Source organism: Peribacillus sp. NPDC097675, assembly GCF_050277655.1.
In the GTDB taxonomy this organism is placed as follows: domain Bacteria; phylum Bacillota; class Bacilli; order Bacillales; family DSM-1321; genus Peribacillus.
On the sequence record NZ_JBNNSK010000006.1, the window covers coordinates 119,719 to 135,345 of the forward strand.

The window sequence follows — 15,627 nt, forward strand, 5'->3', positions numbered from 1 at the left end:
CCTATCCAATTAATTTGGAAATCAATAAATAAGACAGGGATTTTTCATATTTATATTGCGCTAGATATACAAAAAAGATAACTTTCCAAGTCGGATAGTTATCTTTTTTGTATCAAATAATTTTCTTTCTTTGTTCTATTCTTTATTTTCTTGCTTATGATTAGCAAATCTTATAAGGAAAACAGAGAGGGGGAAAGCCTGCTCTTCGTAAAGTGATTTTTAAAGATTGAAAGGTGCCATTTATATCTTAAAACGAAAACTAAATCCCTTATTATCAATGATTGATATACGATATTATAATATTTTGCTCTGCTAAAGGTAAGGGTTGATTTTTAATAAGGTGGTATTGCTTGTGAAATGTTACACTTAAACTTACGAGGTAATTTAGTGGAAGAATAGAAACTTGGAAATAATTTAAAGCGTAAAAGTTGAATTTTATTACTACAATAATCTTGAAAGCATTTATTGGATAAATAATGGAGGAGAAAATATGTCGAATAACATAAGACCAAGAAGAATAATTTTAGATTTAGCTGTTACTTTAGATGGCTTTATTGAAGGGAAAAACGGGGAAGTTGATTGGTGCATAATGGACTCTGAGATGGGTTTTATTAATTTTCTAAATCAAATTGACACTATTCTATATGGAAGAAAAAGCTATGATTTATGGGGACAATATACTTCAAAAATTGAAGACACTGATAATGAAAAAGAAATCTGGGAATTAGTTCATAGTAAAGAGAAATATGTGTTTTCCAGAAAGCAAAAAAGTACTGATACTAAAACAATATTCGTAAATGAAAATATTCCTGAAGAAGTAAATAAATTAAAGAATAAGCCTGGTAGAGACATCTGGTTATACGGTGGAGCAAGTCTTATTACAAATTTTATTAATTTAGGGCTTGTTGATGAATTTAGATTATCTGTTCACCCTGTTATTTTGGGTGAAGGAAAGCCGTTGTTTATTGATATAAAACAGAGGTTAAATATGAAATTAATCAATACAAGAACTTTCTCCTCTGGCGTTGTTCAATTAATCTACCATTTGAACAAATAGATGCAGAAAGAAAAAATATTACTAAATATTAGGATAGATGCATTTTTAATAATTTGCAAAACATAAAAAATTCGCCTCAATAGTTGGTGAGTTTTTTTATGTTTTACTATTTTTATAGTGATGTTATAGGTAGGATTTAAAATATACATAAAAACCTTTTACAAAGCCTAATGATATAATCGTACAGAAGAAAAGCATTTCCCATCCCAAAAATAATTAAGCCTCGTCCAACTATTAAATGGCAATTTACCTATTCACTCAGGTGGGAATGTATCAAAACTCCTTGTCCTAAAAGCATGGACACACCCATATATAAAGCTCCTAAAGACAACAATAAATTGTAAACATTCGTTTGGTTAATATTAACAATGAGAAAACGCCAAATCATTATGAGTTTTTCAAAACCAACCAAGAAATTTAACATAGCCAAATATTTACACATTCAAAATCCAGAAAAAACTCTTATTTATCGAATGGAGCAGGTAATTGAATAACAATATTACAAATAAAGGATTTTGAATTGTCATAAAGAACAAGTAATTAAGTAAATAAATAGTAAGGGGTTGAAGAGAATTTGGAAACAAATAATCCTATCATTCAGATAAAGCCTTGGGAAGAGGATGACCTTGATTTACTTTTTCGTATAAACGCGCCAGAAATGATGCAGCTCCTTGGAGGTCCAGAGAGTAATGAGAAGGTTTTGAAACGACATAAACGATATCTTGAGCTTGGAAATAAAGGACGAATGTTCAGCATTATATTGTTACCAGATTTGGAACCAGTGGGCTCTGTGGGGTATTGGCAAACTACCTGGAATAATAAAAGTGTATATGAAACAGGTTGGAGCGTTCTAACCTCTTATCAAGGGAAAGGAATAGCTACAAAAGCATTAAAGTTAGCAATAGAGGAAGCGGCAAAAGAGAAAAATTATGAATATATTCATGCTTTCCCATCAATTGTTAACCTTGCTTCTAATTCAATCTGTCGGAAGAATGATTTTCAGTTTATATCTGAATGCGAATTTGAATATCCTCTAGGAAACTTTATGAGGTGTATAATTGGTGTTATAAGTTAATTAGATAATAGCTGATGATTCAGTCTATACAGCAAATTACCAATCGAAACACATTTTCCTCAATTAAAGAAAGATACGGTCCAATGGATGTAACAGGTAACTATCCTCCGTACTAAGCATAGAGCTAGAATTATTGTTTCCCTGCTTTCATTTTGATGTAATTGCTGAAGTAGTTAGCCATAACATAACTGCAATAAGTGGATGTACTACAAAAGATTTTAATAAAAATCCCGTATCAAAATTGAGTAGTAAAATTGATACGGGATTTTTATTATTATTTATACAGTAGTTTCTTCTAGGTCTGCTTTTAATTCTTTAAACCAGTTTAAGTTCACTAAATGGTGAGAACGTGAATTTTCGTTCATTCGACGAAAATAATCAACTTTACCAGGTAACTCTTTAGTGTTAGCTAGATATTCGTCGAGAAGAGCAATTCTAGATTTAGTTTGATCGATTTGTGATTGGATTAATTCTATTAGTTTATTTTTATCGAACTCGTCTGCAAATAGTAATGCTCCATAGAATTGTAAGTTTACATACTCGGATTTAGTCCCATATTTGGCCATTAATTTATCGAATTCTATCGTTCCTAGAGTGGTGATTTTAAAAGTGTGAATTTCACGACCATTGTTTGGACGGTTTTGATGCGTTTGTTCAATCAAGCCTTTTTCTTCAAGTTGTTGTAAATTGTAATAAAATGATCCTTTAGTGAAATTCACGATATATTTATAATGTCGTTTTTCCATTAGACTTAATAGCTCGTATCCATGAGAGCCAGGGTTTTGAATAAGTAAACCAAGGATAAGTAAAGGAATCAAAGCTGCATTACCTTTGCCATCTGTGCTTCAAATTCAGCGTATGTGATCTTGCCAAAAGCCAAATTCATACTGTGAATATAAATTAGTTCGTTTTTTGAATAGTTATTGTTTGTTTTTAGTGATTGATCTTCATTCACAAGAGGCTCTAAGATATGACGCTTTTTCGAAAATGCTTCGAAATAGCGATAACCGAATTTTCGTAGGGAAATGGCGTTAAAGTGAATCCCATCTGGATTGGCAGTTAAACCTTCTGCTGAAACAAAATAACAATTTTGCTGCTCATGAGAGAATCTACGTAAGTGTTCATTGATTTCATGGGACTCTGTTGAGTACTTTCCAAAACCAGTTTTCCCAAGAAAATCCCCTAGCTCACCAATGATAAATGGGATATTTTGAAGGTTTAATTCTTTTCGTAAAGTCTCTATGATAAGAGATAATTTTTCATAATACGTTTCATGAAGAGAATTATTGCTATCACTTTCACCTTGATGCCAAAGTATGCCACAAATTTCACTAGTTTCGAGAGCAAACCTTGCTTCAGACAAAGCATGTTGAAAAAGAGTACCCTGCGGATGCCAATCATTCAAGGAACTGCCACCTTCCGCACAAGGAATCAAACCAATTTCTTCAGCCGGATGAGCTTTCGACCATGCCTCTGCAAAAGATGCTGCTAGACTCACACCAGAAACTGGGCGATCATAATTAATCGGCTCTGTCATCATTTGCCACTGACCGTTGCGCAGCATTTTTATTTTTTCATTATAGATAGGTTCTACCTCATGCAAGAATCCACGCCCTGCCATATTTGATTGCCCTAACATTAAAAAAGATTTTATCATTTAATTTTCATTCCTTTACACGATAGTCTAATTAGACTTCAATAGTATAGAATCTAATTAGACTATCGTCAACTCCATGTATTTAGTGTAGATAACGAACTAATATGGAAATGTCAAAACAACTGTTAAAAAATTAGAATAATATGTAATTTAAGTTATATTTTATGATATTATTATTTACGATTAAGATGAATAAGAGAAAAAAGGAGCATTTTGATGAAATTCAGTAAACTTATCTTTATTTTTATACCGTTGTTTTGCGTGATTGGTTTATATCTTTTCATAGATTTTGAAAAGGATTATAGCAAACTTTCAATGGTAGAGTTACACAAGTTGGCACAAAAAGAAGATGCAGAAGCACAAGGGATGTTAGCATACTATTTTCAAGAAGGGATAAATGTAGAGGTTGATTATAAGGAAAGCTTAAAATGGTATCTTAAGAGTGCTAATAACGATAATACCTCAGCTATGATCAACTTAGCTTATCTTTATGGAAATGGAATAGGTGTAGAAAAAGATTCTATAAAAGCATTCGAATGGAATTTAAAGGCGGCTAATAGTGGAGACCCGAGTGGTATGTTTAACGTTGGAAAGAAATATGAGAAAGGCATTGGTGTTTCCAAAGATATCGTGAAGGCTAATTATTGGTTAGAAAAAGCTGAAAAAGCGAAGGGATACATCTAATAGTGTTGCGTGCGTTAGCGCCATAAGGAGGCCGCCAATTGGCGGTCTTTTAAATGTAATATTAGATATTGACATGTTGGCTTATAGTTATTGGCGTATTTTGATTGTTAGTTCAATAAATTATTTTAACTAAAACATCCAGTATACGGTTTCCAAAGGAGTATATAAATTGAAAAATAGACCTGAGCCAATAGAAGCGGCCTTTCAGTTTAATATGGTAGAAGGACTAGGGAGGAGGAGTTAAAACTGAATTATGCCAATATAAATTTCACTAGTAGAATGTTAAGAATCATGAGGAATGCAGAAAATGAAGCAGCTACATTTACTAATCTTAAAGTGTTACAGCCTAAACACCTATTTATAGCTTGTTTAAATGAAAAAACAGGAGTACTTGGGGAAATATCTTTAAAATGTACTATAGACATAACTTCTCTGAGAGCTATGAATAAGAATTCAGATAATTTTTCAACTCAAAATAAAACAAACAGTATTTTTTTCAATATCGGGGTAACCGAAGATGTGATAAAGGTTTTCGAAGTTGCAATTAGTTATATGAAAAAATATAACCAAACCTTAGTAAACGAAGGTCATTTGCTTAAAGCTTTAATAACAACTAATGTTACTGACAATTTCTTATCAGATGAAGACAGGGAAAAAATTTTAACCCTCGGAACTACTTCACGAGATATGATTACTCATCTTGGTAATTACATATTTCCGAAAACAAACTCTCCCATAATACGTAAAGTGAATCATAACGATGCTACCGACCTTGTTCTCTTTGTTCAAAAAAATTTTTCAAAAGAATGGTCAGAAACTATAAGAAAAGCATTTTTATTAAGCGAACCTTCGATATATATAGCTTTAGATAATAGAGGAGACATAATCGGTTTTGCAGGTTTTGATATATATAAGAATAAGAAATGTTATTTTGGTCCTATGGGCGTATCGGTATCTAATAGAATTAGTGGGGTTGGCTATTCGTTACTCCATAAATGTTTAAAGGATATGAGTAATATTGGTTATGAGTATGCAATTATTGGAGATGCAGGACCAATAGAATTTTATGAAAAAGCATGTAACGCTGTTGTAATTCCTTATGTATAGCCTAAAGTTCTAAATGTAGGATTTTACTATAATCATACATTATTTACTTGCAGCATAAGTGTTGCAAATATATGGCCCAAACGATGCAAGGAAAAGCGGGAGGGAGGAATACCTAATACCTGATAGTAGTAAGAATGTTCCTTGCTCAGCATCTGAAATAACTGTTGAAAATCCCTAATTGTCATTTTAGTTAAATCCTTACAATGATTTTGAGAGGATGTGTTCGGATTGGAACGTAAGCATACAGCCAAAAAATATAATAATGTGTTTAAGAAAACTATTGTAGATCTTTATCACTCGGGTAACTCAGTAAGAGAATTATATTATGACAAATAATAAACCGAAAATCCGGGAGATTCAACCATGAAAACATTATTAATTACAGGAGGTACTAGTGGCATTGGCGAAGGACTGGCGAAGTATTTTTTAGCAGCCGGGAATAGGGTAATTATCGTAAGTAGAAATAAAGGTGATTTGCATAATGCTATTTATCTACAAGCAGATCTGAGTCTTGCTTCAGAAAACTACCGTATCATCGAGGATATACAAAGGACCTATGGTGCAATTGATGGAATGATTCTTTGTGCTGTCCTACAAACAGCTCGTAAAGACGCTTTAATCACACAAGATGGTTTAGAATTCACTTTTGCATTGCAGTATTTAAGTCGGTATATCCTTTCGAATAGGATAGCATTCAATGATGACTCTTTTATTTTAAATGTTGCTACCCCAGGGATTCACAGTACTGTAAACTTTGATGATTTAGAATATAGACGTAAGTTTAACAGCGTCAAGGCTAACGCCAATGCCAACCGGCTAAATGACTTGCTGGGTGCGGGATTCAAACGCAAGGGCGTTCGTTATATTCTATATAATTCAATGGCTGTAAGAACTACGGGAGCTAGATCTGTCTTTGCGAACCCATTAATGAGAACATTCTTGAGAGTCGTTCACCGTCTAGTAGGACATGAGGTTGATGAAATCGTAAATAGAATTGTTGACGTTTTACAGGATTCAAGGTCTAAGAGTTTCTCAGCTTATAAACTTTCAAAACCTGTTGATTTATCCATGAAAACATTTGATCCACAAAAGGCTAAACAGTTAGAAGAGATTACCAGAAAGGTACTTTTAACTATCTAGGAGTAACGAAAGTTCTAATTAAAAATGAGATAAACCAGAATTTATTTTGTAGAATGTTGGCAGATTAGGAGAATCCCATGAAAGGAATTCTCTTATTTTATTGAAAAAATCTATCTATACCGATAAGTTGATTTATGTTAACTGGATGCTATTTCCTAATAATCAATCTTTTTCTAGCAGATAGCTATAAAAAAGGAATTTTCCATTCCTACTTGAATAGTTAGTATATGAAAGTAATAAGGATGAGCATATTTCTAATATACAAGAAAAGCTAGCGAGATTTTCACCACTTAGGAGGTACATATGAGGAGTAGCATTAAAACATTTTTAGCATTAAGTACAATAATATGCTTAGTTTTAATGGGGTGGTATGTCTATCAATATTCATTGAAAATAGAAAAGGCCGAATGGTGGGTAAACAATACCCATAACATAGATACAACTAATAATGATGATGATTTAAAATTTTTGGATTCGATTCTAAAAGGAAAAAAGTATGTTTTTCTTGGTGAAAATTCTCACGGAGTGGCTGAATATAATACAGCTAAAGGAAGGTTAATTAAGTATTTACATGAAAATCAGGATTATGATGTTGTGGCATTTGAAAGTAATCTTGCAGATCCTGCGGTAACATTTGCTGAACTTCATACCAGCCATATTAGTTCGAGGACCTATATGCAGAGGACAATACCAGGCGTTTGGAATGCAACTCAAAATTTACCCTTATTTGATTATATTCTCGAAAACCGTAGAGAAGAAAAAGCATTGGTCAATACTGGGTTTGATATTCAACCCTTTGGTCGCACTTTTACAAACTTTACGACAGATTGGATAACTAAAAGAAGCCCTTCAAAAGGAGATTTATTTTCAAAATTAGAAAAAGACTGGTTAATATTGTATCTTTCATTTTATGAGGGAGGGAGACTCTCAAATCAAGACGTTTTACAGTTTCAAGAAGGATATAGCGAAATAATCTCATTCATAACGCATCATGGAATAGCCTTGAAGCATGAATATCCAAATCAGCCCAAGCTAAATCTCCTTATTTTACAAACGCTTCAGAATAGAATCGAACTCATGACACGAATGAGTAAAACCAATTATTCAATAGATGAAATGAGTACAGTGAGAGATTCACTTATGGCAGAAAATATTAAATGGTTAAGCGAGAAGATTTATCCTGATAAAAAAATAATTTTTTGGGCTCATAATGCACATATACGGAATCATAATACAAAAATCACCTATAAAGATGAGGGAGAGACTGAGTTTCGTCCATTCCTTCATAAAACGATGTTCGAGTACCTACCTGATGATTTTAAGAAACAAAGCTATATACTCGGTTTTTATATGTATGATGGGGAATTTTCCGATAATCAAAATAATATAAAAAAAGTAAATGACGGCAAAGACTATCAAGCTGATTCTCTAGAACAGATTCTAAATCAATCAAACTTTGAACAGACTTTTATAAATTTAAATGGACAAACCAAAAACAAATTCAATAAATGGATGTTCGAGCCTGTATATGCGTTAACACAGGGACTATATCCTGAAAAAATGGTTGTTTCAAACCACTATGATGGCCTATTTTTTATAAAGCATGTAAAACCCACAACTTATATTAGGTAGAATAATATTTATCCAATCCCACCACTGTTCCATTTAGTCCAAGAAATTTCGCGTCATTAAAGGTTTGACCGAGAATGTAACAGAGTTTTATCGAAAGACACTAAATGTTTTCAAAACATTATTTGTTTCTTCTTCCGTAATACCGCTATAACGCAGGGTGACAGAAGGGTGGGAATGATGGAGAATTCGCTGCAACTTGGCAATATCCTTTGTGGACTTGTAAAACCAGTAGCCAAACGTCTTACGTAAGGTATGATTGCCAACATGTTCCACACCAGGCGTACTCTGCAGCCTTATTTAACTGCTTGTACGCCTGGGTTGGGGTAATAGGGCTATCTCCTTTGCGAGATGGTAATAAACAGGTGCTCTGGACGTTCTTAGCGTACGCATAGACCTCTTGGAAGCAATTCACGATATAGATGTCGCGATTTTTTTGCGTTTTGCCTTCTTTAACACGCAAAATCTTGTTTTGTTTGCCTTTTAGGGCGAGGATCTGGTGGGTAGGTAGCCGAGGATAAAGAGGATGTAATCCCGTTCTGAACAGTGGCGCTTCAACGCCCATTTCATATCGTCTAGTTGCTGCTGATTCCGGATCGGCTGCACATCTTTTTCTGCTTTCATGGTTTCTCGCCCTTTCTGATGACATTCAAAAATCGGGTCTTGAAACCCTTGGCGTTCAACGATTTGAATGTATGATAATTACACTAATCATACATTCAAATTCAAATAAAAAAATACACTTGTTCAACTATAGGCTGTTTAGTTGAAGAAATAAATTTTAAATAACATAAGTTTTAGTTGTGGTAAAATATGTTAATAGGACAGCTAAATTATTGGGAGGTTTTTAGATGAAAGGAAAATTAATTTTAACCCTTGGTTTTGCGGGAGTTTTAGCAGTATCAATCGGTTTTACGAAAGACCTGCAAAAGACAGAAGCATCGGAAGTTTCCTCAAAACAAACAGATACAAACAAACATGTTACTAGAGAGGAACAAGAACGTAGAGAAGGTATGTTAGCTGAAGGAAAAGATGCTTACACGGTTATAACAGTAGAAGAGCAAAATATGGTAGAAAAAAGTTCAATTCAACAAGGGTTTGCTCCACAAAAAAATGGGACAGGTTTCTATTTCGAAAAAGAGAAAAAATAAGTGTAATTCTTTAACTAACAGGAACGTTAGCGCTATAAGAAGGCCGCCAATTGGCAGTCTTTTGAACGTATGATTTTTGTAAGAATCATACGTTCAAAGAAAAATGAAAAAAATACCCTTGTTTAACTATCAGGGCAGAATAATTGAACAATAAAATAATGATTTACAGCATAGTTGATTCGGAGGTTTTTACATGATTAAGAAAATTTATGAAACACATTTACAGGTTAAAAACTTGAATGATTCAATTGATTTTTACCAAAATAAACTAGGGCTAAAATTGGGGACAATCACAAGAAATGCTGCTTTCTTGTGGGTTGGGGATCTCGGACATCAATTCCTTGGATTATGGGAAGTACCAAAAAACTCAGATATTCAACCAAGACATTTTGCTTTTGAAGTAGAGTTAGATTTTCTAAAACATTCAAAAATTTGGTTAGAGAAAAAAGGTATTACAGTTATCGGAAGTCAAGGGAAAAGTAATATAGAACCCATTGTGCAAACTTGGATGCCAGCTGCAAGTGTTTATTTTCTAGATACAGACGGAAATAAGTTGGAATTTATTTCTATGCTAGATGATACACCCAAAGAATTAGACTATGTACCGTATTTAAGTGAGTGGGAGCTAATAAATAATTTAGAATAACCAATTGAAAATAGTTTTTATTAAGTTGAAAGAAAATCTGTTGGCTTTTTTGTTTCGTATCCGGAAGATTTAGTTCACACAAACACCTAAGAAAGAACTTCAACAAAAAATCAAAAAACTAGAAGATGAGGTTCAAATATTAAAATACACTAATAAAAATTAGCTTATTGGAACTAACAGTTGTGTTACATCGTAAACAAATAATTAGCTAACCTCAGCGACAATTTTAGGAAAAAATTCAATGGTGTAGATACAAAGTAACGCTTCTGTTTATTTTAACGACATAGATGGCAATAGTTTAGAATTAATGTGTTTTATTGATATACCTGAAAGGTTAAAGAACATATCAACAAAACTATCGCTTGAATAATGGGAAAATTTATCAAAAGAAGATAGTAACTCATTCATGGTTTAAGTAGTGCTTAACACTATTCAAAAGACATTGTTAAGGGGGAGCTATTAATTGATTAAAGGGATATATGAAGCAAATAGCCTGGAAGTAATGGATTGACCCTATAAGCTTGAAGCAGAGGCAGGACAACCGGGTGGAGAGGCAATAACCGTTCCTTTTTCCCTTTCCCATGAATCCTGATGGTTTGACTTGAGAAATCTACTTGTTCCCATGTTAACGTCACAAGTTCGCTCCTTCTCATTCCCGAAGTGGCAAGAAGTTTAAACATGGCTTCATTTCGAAGCGATAAGGACGAATGTTCCTCGCCCAGCATCTGAAATAACTGTTGAAGATCGGTAAGCGTCATATAAACTGGAAGTTTTTTATCCGTTTTAGGTGATTCCATGGAAGCCATAAAGTCACTCATCAAGTATTTTTCCTGTAGGCAATATTTGGTGAACGATTTTAAACAGGATATCTTACGATGCATGGAACGTGGCTTTTGTTTACACATTCCCATTTGATGCTGGATAAAGCGGCGGACATGGGTCTTGGTGATGCATGCCACATCAGTAGAACCATTGGATTTACGTAAAAAGGATAGAAACTGCACCAAATCGTATTCATAGCTGGTGATCGTATGATCCGAATAGTTTTTTTCGATTTGAATGCACAAAATGAATTCATCAATTACAGCTTTTAATTCCATGTATAGTGTTTAAACGATACAACATTATCCGTACAAAATAGACCATTAATCGGCCAAAAGGAGAGATTATCGGACGATGAAAAAGAGAAGTCATTATAAGGAACTGGAAAAAGAAAACTTCACTAGTACAGATATTTATTATAGGAACTAAAGGGGATAACATCAATCATGGCGTGAAATAATTCTAGTTTACATAATATATATACCTTGTTCATACTTCTCTAATTATTGAACGTTCTCATAAATAATCGTAGAAATGCTGAATATCTGTTTAAATAATGATAGATATCGTTTGATTTCTATTGTTACCAATTTTAGATGAAGTATACTTATATTCCCAAAAAATCAGGAATATGTAATTGAATTTATTTACGGAGAGTTGTGCTTAATATAAAGTAACAGTTAGTTCTAAACACAAAAGAAAACCGTCACTTATAAAGCGTTGCAGAGTGTAGATAAAACCCTTTGTCTAAAAAAGTTATTGGTGTAAAATGGGTTTTTATCTAATTAGCATATTTAGTTGTATTCCAGAAACAAGAACGCTATATATTGTCGCTAAATTTTATTCAACAACAGCTGTAGACTTTATCGACTGCCTGAACCCCTCATATAAGGCGGTGATTCGCTTATCGTTCTCATGTAGCTTAATGAACAGACAAACAATGGCTAAAAAATATTAAGGGCGCAATCTAGTGAAACTAACTGCGAGTGCCAACCCCGTTAGTTTCAAAGTCATTTCTTCCATTCCTTCCTGCTGATTAAACCATTGAAGAATTAGTCCTACAACCCCACTTGAAATAAAACAAATAAGTAATTGAAGGCGGAATAGATTTATCCAATATATGCATCTCAATTTCCTGTGTAATATGAATTCGAACCAGATGATCATGTAATAATTTTGAGTATAATTTGTGATACGTTTTTATATGTAAATAACTACACAATTGCTTGAAAGGTTGCTCCCGTTTATTATAAGCATATAAGTTGGACTTTGAAACAGAGTCTATTGGTGTAAATATAGTCTTACTTTAAATCAGTAATAACCTCTTATAGAATTGAACTGTGCAAAATTAATGAATATTTAAAAGGACAAATACTATAAAACAATCAAGGAGATATATGGATGGGAAAATTGTTAAAAGAGTATCATCCTGAACTATTAAATGAATATGATTACAAAAAAAACCAAAAAATTTCTCTTGAAACTCTTACAATAGGTTCTGGCAAGAAAGTTTGGTGGATTTGTAAAGAAGGTCATCCATCATACGAAGCTACATGTCCTAATCGAATTAAGACTAATAGTGGTTGCCCTTATTGCTCCAATTTGAAAGCATATGAGGGAAATTCGTTAGCTACTCTTTCACCACATATTTCAGCTGAGTGGAATTACGAAAAAAATGGAGATTTAGCACCTAAAGATGTTACTAATGGTTCTGGAAAAAAAGTTTGGTGGTTATGTAAATATGGACACGAATGGGAAGCTCGTATATACCCTCGTACTAAACGTGGCGTTGGATGTCCTGAATGCTTTAAGAGAACGAATACTTCTTTTTCCGAACAATGCATTCTTTATTATATTCAAAAAATACTTCCTAATATCAAAAATCGAAAAAAATTACAAATCAATGGAGAAATATTTGAGGCAGATATTTATATAGAGGATTTAAATATTGCTATAGAATACGATGGATCGAGAACTCACAAAGATAAATTTAATAAAGATTTAAAAAAACGAATGTCATTTCAAAATGCAGGTGTCAGAATTATTAACGTACGTGAAGGAGAATTACCTTCTCTAACTGAAAATCATAAAGATGAACTGATTATTGAAGAAGGTCGAAGAATAAATGATAAAAATAGAACTCAAATGATAAAAAAATTAATGGCTATTTTAAATATAAGTTATTCATTTGAAATCGATGTAGCTAAAGACCGAGTGCAGATTTTAGAGATGTACCACCGTGTTAGAGCGAAAAATAATATTTTACAAAAAGCACCTGAAATTGCAGCGGAATGGCACCCTAAAAAGAACGGAAACTTAAAACCCGAATACTTTCCTTTTGGATCAACGGAAAAAGCTTGGTGGTTGGGAAAATGCGGACATGAATGGGAATCTATTATAAATACTCGAACAAAAAAGGGTTATGGGTGTCCTTATTGCCGAAATCTCTATGTAAATGAAACTAATTCATTAGAAAGTTTAAATCCAGAAGCTCTAAAATTTTGGGATTTCGATAAAAATAATGCTCATCAAATATATCCCTCTCAAGTTGTTCCAAGTTCTCCTAAAGAATCCTGGTGGAAATGTTCTAAGGGACATTCTTTTAAAAGCGGAATAAGGGTTAGATTATCAAGTAAAAATGAAGGTTGCCCTTACTGTATTGGTCGAAAAGTTAGTATAGAAAATTCATTATGTACTAAACGTCCATGGGTATTTCAATACTGGGATCTTGAAAAAAATAAAAAAACCCCTTATGAATTCACTTCGAAATCCGAATCGAACGCATTTTGGAAATGTAAAAAATGTAATCACACCTGGCAAGAACGAATCGACTATATTGAAAAAAGAAAATCTTATAAATGTCCTAATTGCGAAATTAAAGATATTGAATCCAGAATACTTTGTGACGGAGAACCAGATAAACTATTAAAAGACTATCCAATATTTTTTAATGAGTGGCATTCTGAAAAAAATAGTCACTTAAATATTGATACGTTATTATGCGGAAGTAAAGAAAGTGTTTGGTGGAAATGTAACGAAGGACATGAATGGTATAAACAAATTAATCGAAGAACAAAACGATTTAAAGATTGTCCAAGATGTTATTCGAAAACAATTATAAAGAATCCTATTTCGAGGGATCAAAAGTTAATGCGATATTGGGATATTGAATCAAATGTATATGACCCTAGTGTTATAGGAATTTATTCTTCCCTTAAACTACATTGGAAATGTGAAAAAAACCATCGCTGGATACAGTCACCTGAAACTATAGTTAAATGTATAGAGTGTAGTGAAATTAATTTAAGGCATAAAAACAAAAGACTATTACATCAGCATGCTGAAGTATTCCAAGAATGGGACTTTGCAAAAAATAAAAATATTGATTTAGAACTATTAAAAATGGGAAGCCCTAAAAAATATTTTTGGAAATGCAAAACAAATCCTCCACATATATGGGAAAGTAATATTCCCAATAGAATTGGTCTAAATAAAAACGGTTGCCCCTATTGTTCGGGCAAAAAGCAAGGAACTGAAAAGCTACTTCAAAATGCAAGACCTGACCTTTCAAATTATTGGGATTTTGAAAAAAACAAAGATACGCCATTAGATGTTGTTGTTGGTTCTGGAAAAAGAAGATTTTGGAGGTGTCCAGATTGCCAACATCCATGGGAAAACCGAATTGATAGTGTCACAAAGAGGAAATATATATGTCCATCTTGTAAAAACACATAAATTAAAGTTTATTCCATGGAATATAGGGCAATTGATGGACATTTTCATCAGATTAAGAAAATAAAGAAAAAGGAATATCGAGATCACAAATAGCAGGCATAGACAGTCATTCAAAGTATATTCATTGTTTATATTCGTACCCAAGGTAGAAGATTAGAATTTAAATTACTACAATTATATGTACGACTTTAAACTATTCAATATTCGAATCATCTATACAATAGAAAATGCTGTAGCCATTTTAGGCTGCAGCATTTTCTTTATATATTTTTTCAATATAAGGGAGTATGGCATTTTTAAAGTGATCACTTGACTTTTTCCCAGAAATCAAATTGTTAAATTCACTTTCAAGAATAGTATTTCTCAATTCAGGAAAGTTTTTCACGTAATAATTATTTATTCTTCTTTCTAAATCAGTTTCACTCTTATGTAGGATAGGGTCCGCATAATAAAACAATAAGGAACTAATTAAGTGATAATTAGCCTTATGCCTTTTTTGTCCTTCTAATTTGGTTAAATGCGCAAAGCAGTAAGCCAAATGGACAACATTCAAGTAATGATCTAATTTAGTACTAGCAATAAGTAATTTGTTAATTATATGGCAAAGCGATTCTTTATCAAAATCTTTATCATTAAAATCACTTTTTTGAAACAATAAAATACCTTCTGTACTAATTGCATAATCATTTGAGATGTTATCTTTTTGTAAGGAAAGGTATAGATAATTTAGATTATCATAAACCTTCTCATATTCCCCCATTTTCCAAGATTCTTCACTAGCATCAAAAATATCTTTAACTGTTGTTTCTTCACTAAATAGGTAGATTCCTTTTTTGTAAATACTTCGAATAAGCAACAACCCTAAAAGAACACATAGGCCAGTAATTGTGATGATTTTCATGTTGTTGAAGAATAACTGTAAAA

General features: G+C 32.7%; 13 protein-coding genes and 1 pseudogene. 9 read left to right on the forward strand and 5 right to left on the reverse strand.

Translation table 11 applies throughout. From position 1 onward, the window contains the following. Positions 1-490 precede the first annotated feature (490 nt). Positions 491-1,057: a dihydrofolate reductase family protein gene (locus ACQKL5_RS10710; RefSeq protein WP_427608632.1), complete on the forward strand. Its 567-nt coding sequence runs from the start codon at positions 491-493 to the stop codon at positions 1,055-1,057. Positions 1,058-1,631: 574 nt separating this feature from the next. After that, positions 1,632-2,132, forward strand: coding sequence for a GNAT family N-acetyltransferase (locus tag ACQKL5_RS10715; RefSeq protein WP_427608634.1), 501 nt, complete (start codon positions 1,632-1,634; stop codon positions 2,130-2,132). 278 nt (positions 2,133-2,410) lie between these two features. On the opposite strand, the gene ACQKL5_RS10720 is transcribed toward ACQKL5_RS10715, so the two are convergent. Then, the gene (locus tag ACQKL5_RS10720; RefSeq protein WP_427608636.1) at positions 2,411-2,950 is read right to left on the reverse strand and encodes a PadR family transcriptional regulator; all 540 of its coding nucleotides are present in this window, start codon (positions 2,948-2,950) and stop codon (positions 2,411-2,413) included. Next, entirely contained in the window at positions 2,947-3,789 is an 843-nt protein-coding gene (locus ACQKL5_RS10725; RefSeq protein WP_427608637.1) for a sialate O-acetylesterase, read from the reverse strand. The genes ACQKL5_RS10720 and ACQKL5_RS10725 overlap by 4 nt, the downstream gene beginning before the upstream one ends. Positions 3,790-4,005: 216 nt before the next feature. On the opposite strand from ACQKL5_RS10725, the gene ACQKL5_RS10730 reads away from it, so the two are divergent. From ACQKL5_RS10730 to ACQKL5_RS10745, 4 genes are all read left to right on the forward strand, one after another. Further along, on the forward strand, positions 4,006-4,473 hold the full coding sequence (locus ACQKL5_RS10730; protein ID WP_427608638.1) for a tetratricopeptide repeat protein: 468 nt from the start codon (positions 4,006-4,008) through the stop codon (positions 4,471-4,473). Between the two features lie 291 nt (positions 4,474-4,764). Next, the gene (locus ACQKL5_RS10735) at positions 4,765-5,580 is read left to right on the forward strand and encodes a GNAT family N-acetyltransferase (RefSeq protein WP_427608639.1); all 816 of its coding nucleotides are present in this window, start codon (positions 4,765-4,767) and stop codon (positions 5,578-5,580) included. 363 nt (positions 5,581-5,943) lie between these two features. Further along, positions 5,944-6,720: an SDR family NAD(P)-dependent oxidoreductase gene (locus tag ACQKL5_RS10740; protein ID WP_427608640.1), complete on the forward strand. Its 777-nt coding sequence runs from the start codon at positions 5,944-5,946 to the stop codon at positions 6,718-6,720. Between the two features lie 303 nt (positions 6,721-7,023). After that, positions 7,024-8,352, forward strand: a complete 1,329-nt coding sequence (locus tag ACQKL5_RS10745) for an erythromycin esterase family protein (protein ID WP_427608641.1) — start codon at positions 7,024-7,026, stop codon at positions 8,350-8,352. An 87-nt stretch (positions 8,353-8,439) separates the two neighbouring features. Here the strand turns inward: ACQKL5_RS10745 and ACQKL5_RS10750 are convergent. Beyond that, a pseudogene (locus ACQKL5_RS10750) lies at positions 8,440-8,973 on the reverse strand (tyrosine-type recombinase/integrase). 227 nt (positions 8,974-9,200) lie between these two features. Between ACQKL5_RS10750 and ACQKL5_RS10755 the strand changes: the two are divergent. After that, positions 9,201-9,500, forward strand: a complete 300-nt coding sequence (locus ACQKL5_RS10755) for a hypothetical protein (RefSeq protein WP_427608642.1) — start codon at positions 9,201-9,203, stop codon at positions 9,498-9,500. Positions 9,501-9,693: 193 nt separating this feature from the next. Further along, entirely contained in the window at positions 9,694-10,146 is a 453-nt protein-coding gene (locus ACQKL5_RS10760; protein WP_427608644.1) for a VOC family protein, read from the forward strand. Between the two features lie 467 nt (positions 10,147-10,613). On the opposite strand, the gene ACQKL5_RS10765 is transcribed toward ACQKL5_RS10760, so the two are convergent. Further along, a complete protein-coding gene (locus tag ACQKL5_RS10765) occupies positions 10,614-11,246 on the reverse strand; it encodes a tyrosine-type recombinase/integrase (protein WP_427608645.1) in 633 nt (210 codons plus the stop codon). 1,123 nt (positions 11,247-12,369) lie between these two features. Between ACQKL5_RS10765 and ACQKL5_RS10770 the strand changes: the two genes are divergently transcribed. Next, positions 12,370-14,703, forward strand: a complete 2,334-nt coding sequence (locus ACQKL5_RS10770; RefSeq protein WP_427608646.1) for a zinc-ribbon domain-containing protein — start codon at positions 12,370-12,372, stop codon at positions 14,701-14,703. A 241-nt stretch (positions 14,704-14,944) separates the two neighbouring features. Here ACQKL5_RS10770 and ACQKL5_RS10775 read toward each other — a convergent pair whose 3' ends face one another. Beyond that, the gene (locus ACQKL5_RS10775; RefSeq protein WP_427608647.1) at positions 14,945-15,604 is read right to left on the reverse strand and encodes a hypothetical protein; all 660 of its coding nucleotides are present in this window, start codon (positions 15,602-15,604) and stop codon (positions 14,945-14,947) included. Positions 15,605-15,627 lie beyond the last annotated feature (23 nt).

Bases quoted from the DNA above. Each gene is read 5' to 3' on its own strand.
- ACQKL5_RS10730 (WP_427608638.1), top strand. From the start codon at position 4,006: ATGAAATTCAGTAAACTTATCTTTATTTTTATACCGTTGTTTTGCGTG.
- ACQKL5_RS10770 (WP_427608646.1), top strand. From the start codon at position 12,370: ATGGGAAAATTGTTAAAAGAGTATCATCCTGAACTATTAAATGAATAT.
- ACQKL5_RS10765 (WP_427608645.1), bottom strand. From the start codon at position 11,246: ATGGAATTAAAAGCTGTAATTGATGAATTCATTTTGTGCATTCAAATC.
- ACQKL5_RS10710 (WP_427608632.1), top strand. From the start codon at position 491: ATGTCGAATAACATAAGACCAAGAAGAATAATTTTAGATTTAGCTGTT.
- ACQKL5_RS10745 (WP_427608641.1), top strand. From the start codon at position 7,024: ATGAGGAGTAGCATTAAAACATTTTTAGCATTAAGTACAATAATATGC.
- ACQKL5_RS10735 (WP_427608639.1), top strand. From the start codon at position 4,765: ATGAGGAATGCAGAAAATGAAGCAGCTACATTTACTAATCTTAAAGTG.
- ACQKL5_RS10740 (WP_427608640.1), top strand. From the start codon at position 5,944: ATGAAAACATTATTAATTACAGGAGGTACTAGTGGCATTGGCGAAGGA.
- ACQKL5_RS10725 (WP_427608637.1), bottom strand. From the start codon at position 3,789: ATGATAAAATCTTTTTTAATGTTAGGGCAATCAAATATGGCAGGGCGT.
- ACQKL5_RS10760 (WP_427608644.1), top strand. From the start codon at position 9,694: ATGATTAAGAAAATTTATGAAACACATTTACAGGTTAAAAACTTGAAT.
- ACQKL5_RS10755 (WP_427608642.1), top strand. From the start codon at position 9,201: ATGAAAGGAAAATTAATTTTAACCCTTGGTTTTGCGGGAGTTTTAGCA.
- ACQKL5_RS10775 (WP_427608647.1), bottom strand. From the start codon at position 15,604: ATGAAAATCATCACAATTACTGGCCTATGTGTTCTTTTAGGGTTGTTG.